Raw genomic sequence first — 19,961 nt, 5'->3', positions numbered from 1 at the left:
ACGGGGTTAACCCGTCCTCTGCTCACTCTTCCTCCGCATCCAGGAGTTCCATGTTGAGGCCGAGGCCACGCACTTCCTTCACCAGAACGTTGAACGATTCCGGGACACCTGCCTCGTAATTGTCCTCGCCCTTGACGATGGATTCGTAGACCTTGGTCCGGCCCGCCACGTCGTCCGACTTCACGGTCAGCATTTCCTGCAGGGTATAGGCGGCGCCGTAAGCTTCCAGAGCCCAGACCTCCATCTCCCCCAGACGCTGACCACCGAACTGCGCCTTACCACCCAGCGGCTGCTGGGTCACAAGGCTGTACGGGCCGGTGGAACGGGCGTGCAGCTTGTCGTCGACAAGGTGGTGCAGCTTGAGCATGTATTTCACGCCCACGGTGACCTTGCGCTGGAACTGCTCGCCGCTGCGACCGTCGAACACCACGGATTGCCCCGAGGTATCAAAGCCCGCGCGGGTCAGCGCGTCGTTCACGTCTGCTTCTTTCGCACCGTCGAACACCGGCGAGGCGATCGGAACACCACGGGTGACGTTGCCAGCCAGTTCGAGGAAGTCGGCCTCGTCCTTGTCGGCAAATGCCCCTTCATAGGTTTCGTCACCATAGGCCAGACGCACGGCTTCGCGCACCGGGGTCATGTCACCCGAACGGCGATACTCTTTCAAGGCATCGTCGATCTTCAGACCCAGACCGCGCGCGGCCCAGCCCATGTGGGTTTCCAGAATCTGCCCGACGTTCATCCGCGACGGCACGCCGAGCGGATTCAGCACGAGGTCAACCGGGGTGCCATCCGCGAGGAAGGGCATGTCCTCCATCGGGACAACCTTCGAGATAACACCCTTGTTGCCGTGACGACCGGCCATCTTGTCGCCCGGTTGCAGCTTGCGCTTCACCGCGACGAACACCTTGACCATCTTCATCACGCCCGGAGGCAGATCGTCGCCACGACGGACTTTTTCCACCTTGTCATCAAAGCGGTGATCCAGCGCGCGCTTCTGTGCCTCGAACTGATCGTGCAGCGCCTCGACATCCTTGGCCTCGGCTTCTTCCCCAAGGGCAAGCTGCCACCACTGGCCACGCGACAACTGGCTCAGCAGATCGTCGTTGATCTCGGAACCGGCCTTGATGCCTTTCGGGCCTTTGACAGCCACTTTGCCCATGATCAGCGTCTTGAGGCGCGAGTAGATGTTGCGCTCCAGGATTGCCAGCTCGTCGTCGCGGTCACGGGCCAGACGCTCGACCTCTTCCCGCTCGATTTGCAGCGCACGTTCGTCCTTGTCCACACCATGACGGTTGAACACGCGGACTTCCACGATGGTGCCATAGGCCCCCGGCGGCAGGCGCAGCGAGGTATCGCGCACGTCCGACGCTTTTTCACCAAAGATGGCGCGCAGAAGTTTTTCTTCCGGCGTCATCGGGCTTTCGCCCTTGGGGGTGATCTTGCCAACCAGAATGTCGCCCGGCTGCACTTCGGCACCGATGTACACGATGCCCGCCTCGTCGAGGTTGCGCAGCGCTTCTTCACCGACGTTCGGAATGTCGCGGGTGATCTCTTCCGGCCCCAGCTTTGTATCGCGGGCCGCAACTTCGTATTCCTCGATATGGATCGAGGTGAAGACGTCATCGCGCAGGATACGTTCGCTGATCAGGATCGAGTCTTCATAGTTGTAGCCGTTCCACGGCATGAAGGCCACGATCACGTTCCGGCCAAGTGCCAGTTCGCCCATGTCGGTGCAGGGACCATCGGCCACCACCTCGCCACGCGCCACCGTGTCGCCCACCTTCACCAGCGGGCGCTGGTTGATGCAGGACGACTGGTTCGAGCGTTTGAACTTGCGCAGACGATAGATGTCGACGCCCGGCTCGCCCGGTTCCAGCATTTCGGTCGCGCGCACAACGATACGGGTTGCGTCCACCTGGTCGATCACGCCGGCCCGGCGCGCCATGATGGCAGCCCCCGAGTCGCGGGCCACAACGGCCTCGATCCCGGTGCCGACAAAGGGCGCATCCGATTGCAGCAGCGGCACGGCCTGACGCTGCATGTTCGAGCCCATCAGCGCGCGGTTGGCGTCGTCGTTCTCAAGGAACGGGATCAGCGATGCTGCGACCGACACAAGCTGCTTCGGCGACACGTCGATCAGGTCGATGGCATCCGGCGGATTCAGCATGAATTCGCCCGCTTTCCGCGAGGAAATCAGATCGTCCTGGAAGCGGCCTTCGGAATCCTGCGCGGCATTGGCCTGTGCAACCGTGTGGCGCATTTCTTCGGTGGCCGACATATAGACCACGTCGTCCGACACCTTGCCGTCGATCACCTTGCGATACGGCGTCTCGATGAAGCCATATTTGTTCACACGGGCGAAAGTGGCGAGGCTGTTGATCAGACCAATGTTCTGACCTTCCGGCGTCTCGATCGGGCACATCCGGCCATAGTGGGTCGGGTGAACGTCGCGCACCTCGAAGCCCGCACGCTCGCGCGTCAGACCGCCCGGCCCGAGCGCCGACAGACGGCGCTTGTGCGTCACTTCGGACAGCGGGTTGGTTTGGTCCATGAACTGCGACAGCTGCGAGGAGCCGAAGAATTCACGCACCGCCGCCGCCGCCGGTTTGGCGTTGATCAGGTCTTGCGGCATGATCGTGTCGATTTCTACCGACGACATGCGCTCCTTGATGGCACGTTCCATGCGCAGCAGGCCGACGCGATACTGATTTTCCATCAGTTCGCCAACCGAACGCACCCGGCGGTTGCCGAGGTGGTCGATATCGTCGATCTCGCCCTTGCCGTCGCGCAGTTCCACCAGAGCCTTGATACAGGCCACGATGTCGGCACGGTCCAGCGTGCGCTGGGTATCCGGGCGGCCCAGATCCAGACGCATGTTCATCTTCACCCGGCCAACAGCCGAGAGATCATAGCGCTCGCTGTCGAAGAACAGCGTATCGAACAGCTGGCTTGCGGCTTCCACCGTCGGCGGCTCGCCGGGGCGCATGACGCGGTAGATGTCCATGAGCGCGGTATCGCGACCCATGTTCTTGTCTGCCGCCATGGTGTTGCGCATGTAAGGACCGACGTTCACGTTGTCGATGTCCAGCACCGGAATCTCGGTGATGCCCTGATCCAGCAGCAGCTTCAGGCTGCCGCCTTTCACTTCGCCATCCCGGTCGTATTCCATGGTGAGCTCGTCACCGGCTTCGACCCAGATTTCCCCGGTTTCTTCGTTGATGATGTCCTTCGCCACATAGCGGCCCACGATCTGATCGTAGGGCAGCAGCAGCTCGGTCACCTTGCCATCGTCGATCAGTTTCTTGACCATGCGCGGCGTCATCTTTTCGCCGGCCTTGCAGATCACTTCGCCGGTGCCTGCATCCACGATGTCGAACGACGGGCGGGTGCCGCGGATCCGTTCGGGGAAGAACTTGGTGACCCAGCCCTTGTTCTTCAGGTATTTGAAGTTCACGGTATCGTAATAGGCATCCATGATGCCTTCCTGATCCATGCCAAGCGCATAGAGCAGCGTCGTCACCGGCAGCTTGCGCCGACGGTCGATCCGCGAGAACACGATATCCTTCGCATCAAACTCGAAGTCCAGCCAGCTGCCGCGATACGGGATGATGCGGCAGGCGAACAGAAGCTTGCCCGAAGAATGGGTCTTGCCCTTGTCATGGTCAAAGAACACGCCCGGCGAGCGGTGCATCTGCGACACGATCACCCGTTCGGTGCCGTTGACCACAAACGTCCCGTTGGAGGTCATCAGGGGCATGTCGCCCATGTAGACATCCTGTTCCTTGATGTCTTTCACCGACCGCGCGCCGGTGGTTTCGTCGACATCAAACACGATCAGGCGCAGGGTGACCTTCAGCGGTGCGGCATAGGTCATGTCGCGCTGCTGGCACTCGTCCACGTCATATTTCGGCTTTTCCAGCTCGTATTTCACGAATTCCAGAACAGCGGTCTCGTTGAAATCCTTGATCGGAAACACCGACTGGAACACGCCCTGAATGCCTTCGCCATCGGCCGGCTTCACACCGTCGCCCGATTTCAGGAACAGGTCGTAAGAGGATTTCTGAACCTCGATGAGGTTCGGCATTTCAAGAACTTCACGGATCTTGCCAAAGTAGCGGCGGATGCGCTTCTGGCCAACGTAGCTCTGAGCCATGCTCATAGTCACCTTTCGTTTTTCGCCGACACACAGCCCGTCGGGGTACGGGTGCGCGCCGCTTGGCGATCAGGGGGAAGGTTCCATTCATGCAGCCCGTCCCGAAGGGCCGCTCCCGAACCTTGAACCGCGCCTGGGAAGACACTTGGGCAAAGCCCCTTCCAAGACGCGCATAGCTGGGCCCGACACAAGGTCGGACCCAGCCATTTGCAAATCAATCGGGTGCCAGAGGCACCTGACAGATTACTTCAGCTCGACCTTGGCGCCAGCCTCTTCGAGCTTCTTCTTCATCGCTTCAGCGTCAGCTTTCGAAGCGCCTTCTTTGACCTTGCCGCCAGCCTCAACGAGGTCTTTGGCTTCTTTCAGGCCCAGACCGGTGATTGCGCGGACTTCTTTGATCACGTTGATCTTGTTCGCGCCGGCGTCGGTCAGGACGACGTCGAATTCGGTCTTTTCTTCTTCAGCCGGAGCAGCGGCAGCAGCCGGGCCAGCCATCATCACAGCGCCGCCAGCAGCGGGCTCGATGCCGTAGTCGTCTTTCAGGATGTTCTTCAGTTCCTGCGCTTGCAGCAGGGTCAGACCGACGATTTGTTCGGCAAGTGCTTTAAGATCAGCCATTTTTCCAGTTCCGTTCAGTTAAGATGGGGTTCCAACGAGATTGGGTCAACCCACGCAAGTATCCCGAGGTGAAGTCTGCGGTCAGGCCGCAGCTTTTTCCTCGATGGTTTTCAGGATGCCAGCGATGTTTTGAGCAGGCGCGCCAATGGCACCGGCGATGGAGGAGGCGGGGGCGCCAATCATCGACACGATCTGAGCGATGAGCTCTTCGCGCGACGGCATGGCGGCCACGGCTTTCACACCGGCCGAGTCCAGAACCGTGTCACCCATTGCCCCGCCAAGAATAACGAACTTGTCGTTGGTCTTGGCATAGGCTTCCGCAACCTTCGCCGCAGCGACAGGGTCTTCGGAATAGGCCATCACGGTCATGCCCGTCAGAAGGTCACCCATGCCGGAGCCGGGTTTGCCTTCAAGGGCGATCTTGGCGAGCTTGTTCTTGGCAACGCGTACGGACCCGCCAACGGCACGCATTTTTGCGCGCAGGTCCTGCATCTGAGCAACCGTGATACCTGCGTAGTGTGCGACCACAACAACGCCAGAGCTTGCGAAGATCTGGCCGAGTTCCTCGACCACTTTCTCTTTCTGGGCTCTATCCACAGTTTCACTCCAAGTGTGGGGGTTACCCCCCGGCTCATATTTGTCCCCGATGACATCGGGAACGTTCGGGTCCTTATTACGGGTCCCGAGCCAAGATCACCCGAAGGTGCCTTAAATCTCGATCCCCATCTCAGGCAGGAGTATTAAGGCGTTTGCGCGCCACCCACCGTCTCGGACAGGACAGGGCGGTTACCTCGCGGGCCGCCCCGCCATTCCCGTGTTGCCACGGGAAACTCTGGAGGGCGGGGGTATCCCCGCCCCGAAACTCAGTTGCCCGCAGCCGAAGCAAGGTCCAGCGAAACGCCGGGGCCCATGGTCGAGGACAGCGAGACTTTCTTCAGATACGCGCCCTTGGCACCCGACGGACGGGCACGGGTCACGGCATCAACGAAAGCGCGCACGTTTTCGGCCAGCTTCTGCTCGTCGAACGACACTTTGCCGATACCGGCGTGGATCACGCCTGCTTTTTCGACCTTGAACTGCACTTCGCCGCCTTTTGCCGCTTCAACAGCCGTTTTCACGTCCATCGTCACGGTGCCGACCTTGGGGTTCGGCATCAGGTTGCGCGGGCCAAGGATCTTGCCCAGACGGCCGACCAGCGGCATCATGTCCGGCGTTGCGATGCAACGGTCGAACTCGATCTTGCCAGCCTGGATCGATTCCATCAGGTCTTCTGCGCCGACGATATCCGCGCCAGCGGCCTTGGCTTCATCAGCCTTGGCGCCACGGGCGAACACGGCCACGCGCACGGTTTTGCCGGTGCCATTCGGCAGCTGCACCACGCCGCGGACCATCTGGTCTGCGTGACGCGGGTCAACGCCGAGGTTCATTGCGATTTCCAGCGTTTCGTCGAACTTGGCCGAAGCCGCCGACTTGATCAGCTTGACCGCATCTTCAACCGTGATCGACTCTTTGCCGACGAAGGCTTCACGGGCTGCTTTGGTGCGTTTACCAACTTGTGCCATGGTCTCAGCCCTTCACTTCAATGCCGCAGGACTTGGCCGAGCCGAGAATGATCTGCATCGCCGCTTCGATCGAATTGGCGTTCAGGTCTTTCATCTTGGCTTCCGCAATCGCGCGGATCTGGGCCACGGACACTTTGCCCGCCACTTCGCGGCCCGGCTTGGCCGAACCCTTGGCGCGGTTGCGCTTGCCAACCGGCGGCAGACCTGCAGCCTGCTTCAGCATGAACGAGGCCGGAGCGGTCTTCAGCTCGAGGCTGAACGACTTGTCCTGGTAATAGGTGATGATCACCGGGGTCGGCGTGCCGGGGGTGATATCAGCGGTCTTCGCGTTGAATTCCTTCACGAAGGCCATGATGTTCAGACCGCGCTGACCCAGAGCCGGGCCAACGGGCGGGGACGGGTTGGCTTGCCCCGCTTTCACTTGCAGCTTCAGGCTGCCGATAATCTTCTTGGCCATCGGGCCTCTCCTTTGTCACCGCATCCCCTCGGGGACGCATGGTTTAGTGGTCCGGTCCGCGCGCCTCAGCCCGCTCGCCTCCCACGCGATACACTCACAGCTCTTTGGAAACCTGAGTGAATTCCAGTTCGACCGGGGTCGCACGGCCAAAGATCGACACCGTGACCTTCAGGCGCGAATGATCTTCATCCACATCCTCGACCATGCCATCGAAGCCCTCGAACGGCCCGTCGGTCACCTTGACCTTCTCGCCGATCTCGAAGCGGATCAGATTGCGCGGCTGCGCCTCGCCCTCTTCGACACGGTTCAGAATCGCATTGACCTCGGTGTCGCGCATCGGCATCGGCTTGCCCTGCGGACCGAGGAAGCCCGTCACACGGTTGATCGACGAAATCAGGTGATAGCCCCGATTCGTCATCTCCATCCGCACCAGCACATAGCCCGGCATGAACCGACGCTCCGACGTGACCTTCTTGCCGCGCCGAACCTCAATCACCTCTTCGGTGGGAACCATGACCTCTTCGATCTCGTCCTCGAGACCGGCATCCGCCACGGCTTGCTTGATCTGCTCGGCGATCTTCTTCTCGAAATTCGAGAGAACGCTCACCGAATACCACCGCTTCGCCATGCTGCTCTTCACCTTTGCCGCCGGGGCGCATCCCCGGAAAAATTCTGCTTTCCCAACGATGTATTCGCCAGGACCGGAACAAAAAACAGCGCGCAACACGAATCGCTGCGCGCCGGTTTCACATTCGTTGGCTGGGCAATAGCCCGCTATGCCCGCCAATTCAAGGAAAAACCGCCCGCCTGCCCATGCGGCACGCGCCGTACGCTATCAACCGCCGAAGCCGTTGACCACCACCGACAGGCCAGAGCGGATCCCCAGATCGACGAGGCTGAAGAAGGTCGCCGACAGCGCCGCCATGATGAACACCATCACCGTGGTCAGCATCACTTCGCGGCGCGACGGCCAGACGACCTTGCCCACCTCGGTGCGCACCTGCTGGATGAACTGGAGAGGGGTGACCTTGGCCATGAGTTAACGTCCTGCTAAGGCGCTCTGCGCCGGTATCAAGCCGGGGAGATACGCGGTCGACGCGCGGAATTCAAGCCATTCAGGCAGCATCCAAACACCGCCAGCGCACAAATGCGCGTCAAGCCAGCTGTGGCGCCATGCCGCTAACAACTTCGGGGGAATGGCCTGGCAGGAGTTGGGGGACTCGAACCCACGACCCTCGGTTTTGGAGACCGATGCTCTACCAACTGAGCTAAACTCCTAGGCCTGAGGCGTGGGTTAAGGCAGCTGGCGGGGGAAAGCAAGGGGCAACCTGAGGATGGGGCGCGATTTTCTGCATCCCCCTGCCCTGCCCGTCGGCGCAGGCGCAACAAAGAAAAGGGCCGCCCGAAGGCGGCCCTTTCATCATCCCGCAGATCGCAGGATCACTCGATGATTTTCGACACGACGCCTGCACCGACGGTGCGGCCGCCTTCACGGATGGCGAAGCGCAGTTTCTCTTCCATCGCGATCGGGGCGATGAGCGAGACGTTGAACTTCAGGTTGTCGCCCGGCATCACCATTTCGGTGCCTTCCGGCAGTTCAACCGTCCCGGTCACGTCGGTGGTGCGGAAGTAGAATTGCGGACGGTAGTTCGCAAAGAACGGCGTGTGACGGCCGCCTTCTTCCTTGGTCAGGATATAGGCTTCGGCTTCGAACTTGGTGTGCGGTTTCACCGAGTTCGGTTTGCACAGAACCTGGCCGCGCTCGATGCCTTCACGGTCCACACCGCGCAGCAGCAGGCCGACGTTGTCGCCAGCTTCGCCCTGGTCCAGCAGCTTGCGGAACATCTCGACGCCAGTGCAGACGGTTTTCTTGTTCGGGCGGATGCCGACGATCTCGACTTCCTCGCCGACCTTCACCACGCCGCGCTCGATCCGGCCGGTGGCAACGGTGCCGCGGCCCGAGATCGAGAACACGTCTTCGACCGGCATCAGGAACGGCTGGTCAACAGCGCGCGCCGGGGTCGGGATATAGGCGTCGACAGCCGCGATCAGCGCGCGGATCGAGTTTTCGCCGATTTCCGGGTTGGTGCCGTTCATCGCCGCCAGAGCCGAGCCCTTGATGATCGGAATGTCGTCGCCGGGATAGTCGTAGGACGACAGAAGTTCGCGAACTTCCATTTCCACCAGTTCCAGCAGCTCTTCGTCATCCACCTGGTCGACCTTGTTCAGGTAGACGACCATGTACGGAATGCCGACCTGACGGCCGAGCAGGATGTGCTCGCGCGTCTGCGGCATCGGGCCGTCAGCTGCGTTCACCACCAGGATCGCGCCGTCCATCTGCGCGGCACCGGTGATCATGTTCTTCACATAGTCGGCGTGGCCGGGGCAGTCGACGTGGGCGTAGTGACGCGCTTCCGATTCGTATTCCACGTGCGCGGTCGAGATCGTGATCCCCCGTGCCCGCTCTTCCGGTGCGCCGTCAATCTGGTCATAGGCACGGAATTCACCAAAATACTTCGTGATCGCTGCCGTCAGCGTCGTCTTGCCGTGGTCAACGTGGCCAATCGTGCCAATGTTGACGTGCGGTTTCGTCCGTTCAAACTTTGCCTTTGCCATGATGGGCCTCGCGGATTGGGGGGCCCCTACAGTCAGGCCCGGATCTACACCGGGCGCGACTTATCCATTGACTACAGGAAAATCAAGCCTCACTTGGCTGGAACCGCTGTCACAGGGGGCGCAAGTTTCGCGGCCTCGGCCTCGGCTTTCTCGGCGGCCTTGGCGTCGGCCTTTGCCGCCTTGGCGGTCGCGGCGGCCTCTTCCTTGGTCGGCAGGCCAAACCACGTGGGGTTTTCCAGCAGCCAGCCCTCCACCGCCTTGGCAGCATTGTACGACAGCGCCGCCATCTGCTGTTCGCGGGTCTTGGTCAGCCCGGTGCCGATCACATTGTCGCCGTCGAAACTTTCAAAGATTGTCAACTGCTTGCCTTCGGCATTCAGCTTTTTCTGCTTGGCGTCGTCCCAGATATTCGCCGTCACGACCAGCACCGATTTCGGCGCCGCAACCACCGGAATCCCGGGCGGGGCCAGCGCATAGGCATCGACGGAAATGCCGATATTGTAGATCCGGCTGCCCTCGTAACGGCCAAAACGGTCATCCACCGCCTTGGTCATCGCCACTTTCCATTCTTCCGGCGTGGCCGCGCGCGAGATCGGCACCTTCTGCACCTTGTCGGAGACCACGATATTGTGCCCCATGACAAAATCGCCCAGATCGACCGGCGGTTCGGCCAGATCGTTCTTGGCACAGGCAGCAAGAGTGGCAAGGCCGAGCACGAGGGCAAGGGGGCGCAGGACGGGCATGGCAGGCTCCGGTTGGGTCAGGCCCCCGCATAGCTTTTCCCGCCCCGCCGCGCAACGGCCCGCAGTTTGCCCCATGCGGCCCGCCGCCTATATTGAAACGGGCAAGCAAGAGGTGCCCGATGCAGACCGCCGCCCAAACCCCGCCGCCCTGCCCTGCGCGGGTGCCGCTGTCGAACGTGCCGCTGGGCATCTGGGGCTCGTTGCAGGCCGGGCGGCGCAATGTGCTGGAGCTGATCCCCGAAATCGCCACCCATGCGCCGATCCTGTCGGGGCGCACCGGCAAGCGCTGGCACATGGTCATGGATCCGGGTGCGCTGAAACAGATCCTGCGCGACCGGGTGGAGGATTATCCCAAATCGCTGGTCACCAAACTGATCCTCGAACCCGCCATCGGCGACAGCCTGTTCGTGGCCGAAGGCCAAAGCTGGATGTGGCAACGCCGCACCGCCGCTCCGGTGTTTTCCCATCGCAATGTGGCCGCCCTCGCCCCGGTGATGACCGCAGCGGCAGAGCGCAGTTCGGCGCGGCTGGACGCAGCATCGGGCGGCGCGGCGGATCTGTTCGATGAAATGGTGACGGCCACCTTCGAGGTGATCTCGGATGTGACCCTGTCGGGCGGCGGCATTGATCGCACCGCCGTCCATGCCGCGATCGAGCATTACATCGCGGGCACCGCGAAACTGTCGGTGCTGGATATTCTGGGCCTGCCCGGCTGGGTGCCGCGCCCGTCACGCCTGCTGGCGGGCGGGCAGATGCGCGCCATGAAACGCATGGCCGACAGCGCCATCGACCGCCGCCGCGCCGAAGGGGGCGGTGCGGTGCCCGATCTGCTGGATCTGCTGCTGGCCGGGCAAGACCCCGAAAGCGGGCGGCGGATGCGCACGGCAGAGCTGCGCGACAATCTGCTGACCTTCATCGTCGCCGGGCATGAAACCACCGCGCTGACGCTGGCATGGGCGCTGTATCTGTGTGCCTTCGATCCGGCGGTGCAGGAGGCCGCGCGCCACGAGGCGCAGGAGGCCTTGGGCAGCCGCGCCGCCGGGGCGGCGGATATGCCTGCGCTGCCGCTGATCCGCCGGATCGTGGAGGAAACGCTGCGCCTCTATCCGCCTGCGGCCTTTCTGTCGCGCACCGCGCGTGTTGCCGATACGCTGTGCGGGCGCGAGGTGCGGCCCGGCGATACGGTGATCCTGCCGATCTATGCTCTGCACCGGCACCATGCGCTGTGGCGTGACCCTGATATGTTCGATCCAGGCCGTTTTGACGGAACGCGCCCGGATCGGTTTGCTTTCCTGCCGTTCGGGGATGGACCGCGCATCTGCATCGGTGCGAATTTCGCGCTGCAAGAGGCGGTGATCATTCTGGCCACGCTGCTCGCCCGGTTCCGCTTTACCGCGATTCCGGGCCGAGCACCAAAGCCGGTGATGATCCTGACCCTGCGACCCCAGGGCGGTGTCTGGCTGAACGTGGAGCGCCTTTAGCGGCGGAGTCGATCAGTCGAACACCCCAGCCACCCGGCCAAACAGCATGAAGGCGCGCGCGGTGCGGGTATCGGCCAGATCCACCAGTTCGGCGTCTGTGGCGGTTTTTTCAAATTCGGCAAAGGTCCGGTCGAAGGTGCGCAGAAAGTGATGCGCCGCGTCGCGGAAGATCGGGTCTTCGCGCATCCGCCCGGCAGTCAGCGCCAGCGACGAGCGGTCGCGGATACCGCCAAGCCCGGAAATGCCGCGCCCGCGTTCGCCCTGCGCAAAGCTGCGCCACAATTCGGGGCGCGCCCGTTCGGGCTTGAGGTCATCCATGAAGATACCCTCCTGCGACAGCAGGGTCAGCACATCCTGCGCGGCCCGGATCAGCTTGGCCACCGCCCGGTCCTCAAGCGCCAGCCGCAGCGCCCGAAAGCCGTCCTTGTCTTCGGGGCTTTCAGGAAACTGCAAGGCGCGGATGAAATCGCCCACCGACAGCGGCGCGCGCAGATCCTCTGCCGGGGTGCCCAGTGCCAGGGCCGGCTGATCCTCGGCGGGCGCGGCCCGGGCGGGGGCCGCCATCGCCGCCTTGCGATCCGCCGAGGCGACCACCAAAGACGCATCGCGCCGCGAGGTGAAGGTGGCCAAGGCCGTTTCGGCCTGTTTCGCAGTGCGCTCGATCTCTTCCAGCTTGCGCTGCACCGAGGGCTGCACCTGCGTCGTCACATAGGCATTGCGCATCGATTCCACAGCCGATTGCAGCCGGGTCGCTTCGGCGCGCAATTCCTGCACCGACCGCAGTGTCGTCACCGTCACCCAGATCAGCGCGATGGGCAGAAACACCATCATCAGCGTCATCACGATGCCCAGCGGCCCCGTGCCATCCGGCGCGGTGAAGGAATAGGCAGCAACCGCCACCAGCCAGATCAGGCTGAGGGCTGCGGCCACCGCTTCGGTGGCCGTGAACCGGCCCACCGCATCCAGCGGCGCGCGGCGGGTTTTGTCCTCTGGCTCGGCCATCGTGCCCTGCCTTTCGTCGCCGTCAGGCGTACCGGATGCTCAACACTTCATAGCTGCGCTGCCCGCCGGGGGTCTTGACCTCGACGCTGTCGCCCTCGTCCTTGCCGATCAGGGCGCGGGCCAGTGGCGACTTGATGTTCAGCAGGCCGTTTTCGATATCGGCCTCGGCCTCACCGACGATCTGATAGGTCTTTTCTTCGTCCGTATCCTCATCGACCAGCGTGACCGTGGCCCCGAACTTGATCGCACCGGACAGTTTTGACGGGTCGATCACCTCGGCCAGCGACAACATGCCTTCCAGCTCCTTGATCCGGCCCTCGATGAAGCTCTGCTTTTCGCGCGCAGCATGATATTCGGCGTTTTCCGACAGGTCGCCATGTTCACGCGCCTCGGCAATCGCCCGGATCACTGCGGGACGTTCCACCGATTTCAGCGTCTTCAGCTCTTCATCAAGCGCGGCATGGCCGGCGCGGGTCATCGGAATCTTTTCCATCGGCCTCTTCACCTAAAAAAACAAAGCCACAGCCCGGTAAAGGGCCATGACCTTGCATGTGCTTCCCTGCACCTGACCCCAGCGGGCCGACAAATGCAAGAGGGCTGCGGCATGGAAACGGCATCGGTTGCGCCAGAAGCGGCATCCTGCCCGCAAGAATATTTCATCTATGCCGCGATGCGGCGTTTTGATGTTGCGTCATGATTGACCTCGGCCTTCCCTTGGGGCAGACAAAACGCCAGATTTTCAAGCCAGCGGTGCCTGTCGGCGCCTGGACGCCAGAGGGGGACGCGATGAGCGATATCGAACGCGAGAGCATGGACTATGATGTCGTCATCGTCGGGGCGGGGCCTGCGGGACTGTCGGCGGCGATCCGGCTGAAGCAACTGGATGCCGATCTGAACGTGGTCGTGCTGGAAAAGGGCTCCGAGGTCGGCGCGCATATCCTGTCGGGGGCGGTGCTGGATCCGTCGGGGCTGGATGCACTGCTGCCCGACTGGCGCAAGATGGATGCGCCGATCAAGACCGAGGTGAAGGAAGACAATTTCTACATGCTCGGCCCGGCTGGTCAGGTGCGGATTCCCAACTGGCCAATGCCGCCCCTGATGAACAACCACGGCAATTACATCGTGTCGATGGCCAATGTCTGCCGCTGGATGGCGGGGGTCGCCGAGGGGCTGGGCGTCGAGATCTTCCCGGGCATGAGCTGTTCGGAGCTGGTCTATGAAGGCAACCGCGTGGCGGGTGTCATCGCGGGCGAGTTTGGCCGCGACCCCGAAACCGGCGCGCCCGGGCCGAATTACGAACCGGGCATGGTGCTGCGCGGCAAATATGTGTTCCTGAGCGAAGGCGTGCGCGGCTCGCTCGCCAAGGAAGTCATTGCCAGATACGATCTGTCGGCAGGGCACTGCCCGCAGAAATTCGGCATCGGCATGAAGGAAATCTGGGAAATCGACCCTGCGAAACACCGCGAGGGCACTGTGACCCATACGATGGGCTGGCCGCTGGGCAGCAATGCAGGCGGCGGCAGTTTCATCTATCATCTGGAAAACAATCAGGTCTACGTCGGTTTCGTGGTTCACCTGAACTACAAGAACCCGCATCTGTACCCCTATATGGAGTTCCAGCGCTTCAAACATCACCCGATGGTGGCCGAGCTGCTGAAGGGTGGCAAACGGGTGGCCTACGGCGCGCGGGCCATCTCCGAAGGCGGCTGGCAGTCCATCCCCAAGATGGTGGCCCCCGGCGTGGCCCTGCTCGGCTGCTCTGCCGGGCTGGTCAACGTGCCGCGTATCAAGGGCAACCACAATGCGATGCTGTCGGGCAAGGCGGCGGCAGAGGCCGCGCATGCCGCGATCACGGCAGGCCGCGAGGGCGACGAGCTGTCGGCCTATGAGGCCGAGGTGCGCGGCGGCGGCATCGGCAAGGATCTGAAAAAGGTCCGCAACGTCAAACCGCTCTGGTCGAAATTCGGGCTGGTGGCCTCGCTGATGGGCGGCGGGCTGGACATGTGGCTCAACACCATCGGGCTGACCGCCTTCGGCACGCTGCGCCACGGCAAGACCGATGCGGCGGCAACCGGGCTGGCCAAGGATCACAAGGTGATCGACTATCCGCGCCCGGATGGCAAACTGTCGTTCGACCGGCTGACCAATGTCGCCTTCAGCTTTACCAACCATGACGAGGCACAGCCCGCGCATCTGAAGCTGAAAGACGCCTCGGTGCCGATTCTGGTCAACCTGCCGATGTATGCCGAACCGGCGCAACGTTATTGCCCGGCCGGCGTTTATGAGGTGGTGGCCGAAGAGGGCAAGGATCCGCGCTTTGTCATCAACTTCCAGAACTGCGTCCACTGCAAGACCTGCGACATCAAGGATCCCAGCCAGAACATCAACTGGACGACCCCACAGGGCGGCGACGGGCCGAATTACCCCAATATGTGATCGCGCCCGCAATCAGGGCCGAAATTGAACACTTCTGCGCGACTTTGCGCTGGTGCGGGGCGGCTGAAAGGCTGCCCCGCATTGCGTATGGCCGAGCCACATCCTAGGTTGACAGTCCGAACCCGGAGGACCACATGCGCCTGACCCAAACCGCGATTGCCCTTGCCTGTGCCTTGCTGGGCGCGCCTCTGCTGGCGCAGGAGGCTCCGACGGATACCCCACCCGCCGCCACCGAAAAGGCCGATGCCGGGGCCTATCTTGCGGCGCGCATCGCGGCCACGGAAAGCGATTACCGGGCGGCGCTTGGCTGGTTTGTGCGGGCACTGGCGGCAGACCCTGACAATCCGCAATTGCTGGACGGGGTGGTAGTCTCTGCGATGGGATCGGGTGATTTCAACACCGCTGCCGAACGCGCCAAAGAGCTGACGGCGCTCGGCGGGCGCAGCCAGATTGCCAATCTGGCCATCGTGGTCGCCGATGCCAAGCGCAGCGACTTTGCCGCCATCCTCGCCGGTCAGAAAGAAGGCCGCGAGGTCGGCATGTTGTTCGACCAGTTGGTGAACTCCTGGGCCGAGGCCGGCAATGGCCGGATGAACGAGGCTCTGGCAGGGTTCGACAAACTGGCGCAGACCAAGGGCGTGGAGATCTTCGGGGCCTATCACAAGGCCCTCGCCCTTGCTTCGGTCGGGGATTTTGAAGGCGCAGACAAGATTCTGGCCAGCGATGCGGTGGGCGCCATCAAGATGCTGCGCCGGGGTGTCGTGGCCCACGCCCAGATCCTCAGCCAGCTTGAGCGCAACCCCGATGCCATCGCCATGCTGGATCAGGCCTTTGCGCGCGGTCAGGATCCGGCAATCGACAGCCTGCGCGCGCGGCTGGAGGCTGGCGAGGCGATTCCCTACAATATCGCAGTCAATGCCGATCAGGGCATTGCCGAAGTGTTTTACACCCTCGCCACCGCGCTCAGCGGCGAGGCGGAAAACGGCTATACCCTGCTTTACAGCCGGGCCGCCGCATGGCTGCGCCCCGATCACACCGAAGCGGTACTGATGTCGGCGGGCCTGCTCAATTCCGAAGGGCAGCATGAGCTTGCGGTGGAAACCTATGCCGCCGTGCCTGCCGATGCGCCGGAATATTATCTGGCCGAGATGGGCCGGGCCGAAACCCTGCTGTCCAGCGGCAAGGCCGAAGCCGCGCTCGAGGTGATGCAGGCGCTGGCCAAGGCCTATCCCAACCTGCTGTCGGTGCAGACCACCTATGCCGATCTGCTGCGGCGGCAGGAACGGTTCGAGGATGCCGCAAAGGCCTATGATGCCGCGATTGCCCTGCTGGGCACGCCCGAAGCGAAGGACTGGCCGCTGTTCTTCAGCCGGGGCATCTGCCACGAACGGCAAAAGCGCTGGGATCAGGCCGAGGCCGATCTGCGCCGCGCGCTGGAGCTTGCGCCCGATCAGCCGCAGGTTCTCAACTATCTCGGCTACAGCTTTCTGGAGCTGAACAAGAATCTCGACGAGGCGCTGTCCTTGATCGAGCGCGCCGTCGCGGCACAGCCGGACAGCGGCTATATCACCGACAGTCTGGCCTGGGCCTATTTCCGGCTTGGCCGCTATGCCGATGCGGTGGAGCCGATGGAACGCGCCTCGCTGATGGAGCCGGTGGACCCGATCGTGACCGACCATCTGGGCGATATCTACTGGGCCGCCGGGCGCAAGCTGGAGGCGCAGTTCCAATGGCGGCGCGCGCTGTCTTATGAACCCGAAGAAAAAGAGGCCAAACGCATCCGTCGCAAGCTCGACATCGGGCTGGATGCGGTTCTGGCCGAAGAAGGTGCCAAACCGCTGGTTCCGGTCGAAGCCGCACAGAATGGCACCGCCGAATGATCAATGAATTCGGTTACGCCAAGATCAACCTGACCCTGCATGTCACGGGCCAGCGCGAGGACGGCTATCATCTGCTGGACAGTCTTGTGGTGTTCGCGGGCATTGGCGACAGACTGCGTGCGGTGCCCGCACAGGATCTGTCTTTGACCATTGAGGGGCCTTTTGCCGCAGACGTGCCGGGGGGGGATGACAATCTGGTGCTGAAAGCCGCGCGTCTGGTGGCGGGCGGCACCGGGGCGGCCTTTACCCTGACCAAATTGCTGCCCCCCACCAGCGGCATTGGTGGCGGCTCTGCCGATGCGGCGGCGGCGATCCGGGCGGTGATGCGGCTGCGGCTGATGTCCGGCGCGCCCATGACCCCGATGAACAAGGCCGAAGCGGATGCGGTTGTGGCATTGGGGGCAGATGTGCCGGTCTGCCTCGCCTCGCATCCGGCGCGGATGCGAGGCATCGGTGCGCAGCTGGACTGGCTGCCACCGCTGCCCGAACTGCATGTGGTTCTGGTCAATCCGCGTGTCGAAGTGCCGACCCCGGTGGTGTTTCGCGCGCTGACGCAAAAGAACAACGCGCCGATGCCCGACAGCGTGCCGCACTGGCCCGATGCTGCCGCACTGGCCACTTGGCTGGCCGAGCAACGCAATGATCTGGAAACACCCGCCCGCAGCCATGCGCCGGTGATTGGCGATGTTCTGGCGGCGCTGGCCGATCAGCCGCGCGCGCTGTTCACCCGGATGTCAGGCTCCGGCGCCACCTGCTTTGCGTTGTTCGCCAAAGAGGGTGACGCCATCGCGGCGGCCGAGGCGCTGCGCGCCGATCATCCCGACTGGTGGGCGGCGGCGGGCATCGTCTATCCCGGCCGCGCCGATATGGATCAGTTGATCCGCGCCACTACATAATCGGCCAGATCGACCAACATGCCCCTGATCTCATGCTCGGGCAGGACGGCAAGCGCCGTCTTGGCCTTGGCAACCCAGGCCAGCGCATCGGCGCGCGCAGCCTCCATCGCGCCATGCCGCGCCATGATCTCCAGCGCCCGCTCCAGATCGCCCTCGGCCTGCTGGCCCTTGGCAATCGTGCGTTCCCAGAAGGCGCGCTCGTCTGCATCCGCCTGCGCCACCGCCTTGATCACCGGCAGCGTCAGCTTGCGTTCGCGGAAATCATCGCCGGTGTTCTTGCCGATCACTGCCGATGTGCCGCCATAATCCAGCAGGTCATCGACGATCTGGAAGGCAATGCCCAAAGCATCGCCATAGGTGAACAGCGCCTGCACCTGATCTTCCGGCGCACCCGCGATCACGCCGCCCACCTCGGTCGCGGCAGAAAACAGGGCTGCCGTCTTGCCACGCACCACTTGCAGATAGATCGCTTCGGTCGTCGCCAGATCCTGTGCCGCCGTCAGTTGCAGCACCTCGCCCTCGGCAATGGTGGCCGAGGCATTGGCCAGAATGTCCAGCACGCGCAGATTACCGGTTTCCACCATCAGCTGAAAACTGCGGGAAAATAGATAATCGCCGACCAGCACAGAAGATTTGTTGTCCCACAACAGGTTGGCGGTAGGGCGGCCCCGGCGCTGCGCGCTTTCATCCACCACATCATCATGCAGCAGGGTGGCGGTGTGGATGAATTCCACCGTCGCGGCCAGATGCACATGGAACGGGCCGTCGTAGCCGCACATCCGCGCGGCGGCCAATGTCAGCAGCGGGCGCAGCCGTTTGCCGCCCGCCTCGACCAGATGCGCCGTCACCTGTGGGATGCGCGGCGCATGTTCCGAGGCCATGCGGGTGCGGATCATCAGGTTCACCGCCTCCATATCGGCAGCGAGCCATGCGCTCAGGCGGTCATGCGGTTTTTGCGCAGCTTCGTCCAAACCCATCCTGTCCCGTCCTATTCCCGTCTCCGCCTCTCGACAATCGCGGGGATTGCCGACAGTCTTGCCGCCATGAAAGACCTGTTGCGCAGCACCGACCCGACGATCATCGCCTTTGCCACAGCCCTTCTTGAGGGCGAGGGTATAGCGGTGTTTCAGATGGACGTCCACATGAGCATCCTTGATGGCAACCTTGGCATTTTGCCGCGTCGTTTGATGGTGGCGGACCGGGATCTGTTTGTGGCACGGGCTGTCCTCGCGGATAACGACATCCCGACAGGGCTGTGACGCACAGGGGCAACTCACGGGGCTTGCAATGTTTGCCGATGATGCGCTGACAGATGATGCCTTTCTTTCCGGGCGGCTGCGGTTGTGGCAGCCCGCGCAGGGCTATCGCGCGGCCACCGATCCGGTGCTGCTGGCGGCGGCCTGCCCGGCCCGCGCCGGGGATCGGGTGCTGGATCTGGGCTGTGGCGCGGGGGCGGCGGCCCTGTGCCTTGGCACACGCGTTGCGGGCCTGCACCTCACCGGGCTGGAGTTACAACCGGCCTATGCCGATCTGGCCCGCCGCAATGCCAGCCGCAACGGGATGGCGCTTGAGGTGATCGAAGGCGATCTGCGGCAGGTGCCCCTGGCCTTGCGGCGCGAGTTCGATCAGGTGGTCTGCAATCCCCCCTATTACCCGCCGGGCGGCACGCCCTCCCCCACCCCGGCCCGCGCGGTTGCCATGCAGGTGGATGAGGTGCCGCTGGCAGACTGGCTCAGGGCGGCGGCGCGGCGGTTGCGCCCCGGCGGCTGGCTGACAATGATCACCGGCGCGGATGCCCTGCCCGAACTTTTGGGCAACCTCGGCACGCTGGGATCCGCCGCAGTGCTGCCGCTTGCCGCCCGGACGGGGCGCGAGGCAAAGCGGGTGATTCTGCGCGCCAGAAAGGGCGGGCGCGCGCGATTCCGCCTGTTGCCGCCGCTGATCCTGCACAGCGGTGCCGCGCATGAGGGCGACCGCGAGGCCTACACGCCCGAGGCGAACGCAATTTTGCGCATGGGCTGCGATCTTTCGGCGCAGTTCAGCTAATTGACCGTAAATGCTGCGCTGCGGCGGTTACATTTTGATGACAGACGGATGAATCCGTGCTGCAATCA

At 63.0% G+C, this 19,961-nt stretch carries 18 protein-coding genes and 1 tRNA gene; 6 read left to right on the top strand and 13 right to left on the bottom strand.

What is annotated here, in order from left to right:
* Positions 1–22: 22 nt before the first annotated feature.
* The 10 genes from rpoB to KM031_RS11985 form a co-directional block, all read right to left on the bottom strand.
* A complete protein-coding gene (gene rpoB / locus KM031_RS12030; protein ID WP_215504673.1) occupies positions 23–4,156 on the bottom strand; it encodes a DNA-directed RNA polymerase subunit beta in 4,134 nt (1,377 codons plus the stop codon).
* Between the two features lie 243 nt (positions 4,157–4,399).
* Entirely contained in the window at positions 4,400–4,774 is a 375-nt protein-coding gene (rplL, locus tag KM031_RS12025) for a 50S ribosomal protein L7/L12 (protein WP_215504674.1), read from the bottom strand.
* An 81-nt stretch (positions 4,775–4,855) separates the two neighbouring features.
* A complete protein-coding gene (gene rplJ / locus KM031_RS12020; protein WP_215504675.1) occupies positions 4,856–5,371 on the bottom strand; it encodes a 50S ribosomal protein L10 in 516 nt (171 codons plus the stop codon).
* 266 nt (positions 5,372–5,637) lie between these two features.
* Positions 5,638–6,336, bottom strand: a complete 699-nt coding sequence (gene rplA, locus KM031_RS12015; RefSeq protein WP_215504676.1) for a 50S ribosomal protein L1 — start codon at positions 6,334–6,336, stop codon at positions 5,638–5,640.
* Between the two features lie 4 nt (positions 6,337–6,340).
* On the bottom strand, positions 6,341–6,793 hold the full coding sequence (rplK, locus tag KM031_RS12010) for a 50S ribosomal protein L11 (RefSeq protein ID WP_215504677.1): 453 nt from the start codon (positions 6,791–6,793) through the stop codon (positions 6,341–6,343).
* A 94-nt stretch (positions 6,794–6,887) separates the two neighbouring features.
* A complete protein-coding gene (nusG, locus tag KM031_RS12005; protein WP_215504678.1) occupies positions 6,888–7,421 on the bottom strand; it encodes a transcription termination/antitermination protein NusG in 534 nt (177 codons plus the stop codon).
* Positions 7,422–7,628: 207 nt separating this feature from the next.
* On the bottom strand, positions 7,629–7,829 hold the full coding sequence (secE, locus tag KM031_RS12000) for a preprotein translocase subunit SecE (RefSeq protein ID WP_215504679.1): 201 nt from the start codon (positions 7,827–7,829) through the stop codon (positions 7,629–7,631).
* A 166-nt stretch (positions 7,830–7,995) separates the two neighbouring features.
* A tRNA-Trp gene (locus tag KM031_RS11995) sits at positions 7,996–8,071 on the bottom strand.
* Positions 8,072–8,233: 162 nt separating this feature from the next.
* Positions 8,234–9,409 (bottom strand): elongation factor Tu, encoded by a 1,176-nt coding sequence (tuf, locus tag KM031_RS11990; protein ID WP_215504664.1) that lies wholly within the window; start codon positions 9,407–9,409, stop codon positions 8,234–8,236.
* A gap of 89 nt (positions 9,410–9,498) precedes the next feature.
* Positions 9,499–10,152 carry a hypothetical protein gene (locus KM031_RS11985; protein ID WP_215504680.1) on the bottom strand — a complete coding sequence of 218 codons (654 nt, stop codon included), beginning with the start codon at positions 10,150–10,152 and terminating at the stop codon, positions 9,499–9,501.
* A 119-nt stretch (positions 10,153–10,271) separates the two neighbouring features.
* On the opposite strand from KM031_RS11985, the gene KM031_RS11980 reads away from it, so the two are divergent.
* On the top strand, positions 10,272–11,633 hold the full coding sequence (locus KM031_RS11980) for a cytochrome P450 (RefSeq protein WP_215504681.1): 1,362 nt from the start codon (positions 10,272–10,274) through the stop codon (positions 11,631–11,633).
* A 12-nt stretch (positions 11,634–11,645) separates the two neighbouring features.
* On the opposite strand, the gene KM031_RS11975 is transcribed toward KM031_RS11980, so the two are convergent.
* Both KM031_RS11975 and greA read right to left on the bottom strand, forming a co-directional pair.
* Positions 11,646–12,635, bottom strand: a complete 990-nt coding sequence (locus tag KM031_RS11975) for a hypothetical protein (protein ID WP_215504682.1) — start codon at positions 12,633–12,635, stop codon at positions 11,646–11,648.
* Between the two features lie 22 nt (positions 12,636–12,657).
* Positions 12,658–13,128: a transcription elongation factor GreA gene (greA, locus tag KM031_RS11970; RefSeq protein WP_215504683.1), complete on the bottom strand. Its 471-nt coding sequence runs from the start codon at positions 13,126–13,128 to the stop codon at positions 12,658–12,660.
* A 293-nt stretch (positions 13,129–13,421) separates the two neighbouring features.
* Here greA and KM031_RS11965 point away from each other — a divergent pair, with 293 nt between their 5' ends.
* From KM031_RS11965 to KM031_RS11955, 3 genes are all read left to right on the top strand, one after another.
* A complete protein-coding gene (locus KM031_RS11965) occupies positions 13,422–15,071 on the top strand; it encodes an electron transfer flavoprotein-ubiquinone oxidoreductase (protein WP_215504684.1) in 1,650 nt (549 codons plus the stop codon).
* 134 nt (positions 15,072–15,205) lie between these two features.
* Positions 15,206–16,951 (top strand): tetratricopeptide repeat protein, encoded by a 1,746-nt coding sequence (locus KM031_RS11960; protein WP_215504685.1) that lies wholly within the window; start codon positions 15,206–15,208, stop codon positions 16,949–16,951.
* Positions 16,948–17,847, top strand: coding sequence for a 4-(cytidine 5'-diphospho)-2-C-methyl-D-erythritol kinase (locus tag KM031_RS11955; RefSeq protein WP_215504686.1), 900 nt, complete (start codon positions 16,948–16,950; stop codon positions 17,845–17,847). The genes KM031_RS11960 and KM031_RS11955 overlap by 4 nt, the downstream gene beginning before the upstream one ends.
* Here KM031_RS11955 and KM031_RS11950 read toward each other — a convergent pair.
* Entirely contained in the window at positions 17,823–18,989 is a 1,167-nt protein-coding gene (locus tag KM031_RS11950; protein WP_370879009.1) for a polyprenyl synthetase family protein, read from the bottom strand. The genes KM031_RS11955 and KM031_RS11950 overlap by 25 nt on opposite strands.
* On the opposite strand from KM031_RS11950, the gene KM031_RS11945 reads away from it, so the two are divergent.
* A complete protein-coding gene (locus KM031_RS11945) occupies positions 18,891–19,106 on the top strand; it encodes a putative signal transducing protein (protein WP_215504688.1) in 216 nt (71 codons plus the stop codon). The genes KM031_RS11950 and KM031_RS11945 overlap by 99 nt on opposite strands.
* Positions 19,107–19,134: 28 nt before the next feature.
* Positions 19,135–19,893 (top strand): tRNA1(Val) (adenine(37)-N6)-methyltransferase, encoded by a 759-nt coding sequence (locus tag KM031_RS11940; protein WP_215504689.1) that lies wholly within the window; start codon positions 19,135–19,137, stop codon positions 19,891–19,893.
* Positions 19,894–19,961: the final 68 nt, after the last annotated feature.

It is taken from the genome of Gemmobacter fulvus (genome assembly GCF_018798885.1).
Lineage (GTDB): Bacteria > Pseudomonadota > Alphaproteobacteria > Rhodobacterales > Rhodobacteraceae > Gemmobacter > Gemmobacter fulvus.
Note: the sequence above shows the minus strand (reverse complement) of the source record. Positions and strands in the feature narration are given on the sequence as shown.

Coding starts and splice junctions, on each gene's coding strand:
- rpoB (WP_215504673.1), bottom strand. CDS start 4,156: ATGGCTCAGAGCTACGTTGGCCAGAAGCGCATCCGCCGCTACTTTGGC.
- rplL (WP_215504674.1), bottom strand. CDS start 4,774: ATGGCTGATCTTAAAGCACTTGCCGAACAAATCGTCGGTCTGACCCTG.
- rplA (WP_215504676.1), bottom strand. CDS start 6,336: ATGGCACAAGTTGGTAAACGCACCAAAGCAGCCCGTGAAGCCTTCGTC.
- rplK (WP_215504677.1), bottom strand. CDS start 6,793: ATGGCCAAGAAGATTATCGGCAGCCTGAAGCTGCAAGTGAAAGCGGGG.
- nusG (WP_215504678.1), bottom strand. CDS start 7,421: ATGGCGAAGCGGTGGTATTCGGTGAGCGTTCTCTCGAATTTCGAGAAG.
- secE (WP_215504679.1), bottom strand. CDS start 7,829: ATGGCCAAGGTCACCCCTCTCCAGTTCATCCAGCAGGTGCGCACCGAG.
- tuf (WP_215504664.1), bottom strand. CDS start 9,409: ATGGCAAAGGCAAAGTTTGAACGGACGAAACCGCACGTCAACATTGGC.
- KM031_RS11985 (WP_215504680.1), bottom strand. CDS start 10,152: ATGCCCGTCCTGCGCCCCCTTGCCCTCGTGCTCGGCCTTGCCACTCTT.
- KM031_RS11980 (WP_215504681.1), top strand. CDS start 10,272: ATGCAGACCGCCGCCCAAACCCCGCCGCCCTGCCCTGCGCGGGTGCCG.
- KM031_RS11975 (WP_215504682.1), bottom strand. CDS start 12,635: ATGGCCGAGCCAGAGGACAAAACCCGCCGCGCGCCGCTGGATGCGGTG.
- greA (WP_215504683.1), bottom strand. CDS start 13,128: ATGGAAAAGATTCCGATGACCCGCGCCGGCCATGCCGCGCTTGATGAA.
- KM031_RS11965 (WP_215504684.1), top strand. CDS start 13,422: ATGAGCGATATCGAACGCGAGAGCATGGACTATGATGTCGTCATCGTC.
- KM031_RS11960 (WP_215504685.1), top strand. CDS start 15,206: ATGCGCCTGACCCAAACCGCGATTGCCCTTGCCTGTGCCTTGCTGGGC.
- KM031_RS11955 (WP_215504686.1), top strand. CDS start 16,948: ATGATCAATGAATTCGGTTACGCCAAGATCAACCTGACCCTGCATGTC.
- KM031_RS11945 (WP_215504688.1), top strand. CDS start 18,891: ATGAAAGACCTGTTGCGCAGCACCGACCCGACGATCATCGCCTTTGCC.
- KM031_RS11940 (WP_215504689.1), top strand. CDS start 19,135: ATGTTTGCCGATGATGCGCTGACAGATGATGCCTTTCTTTCCGGGCGG.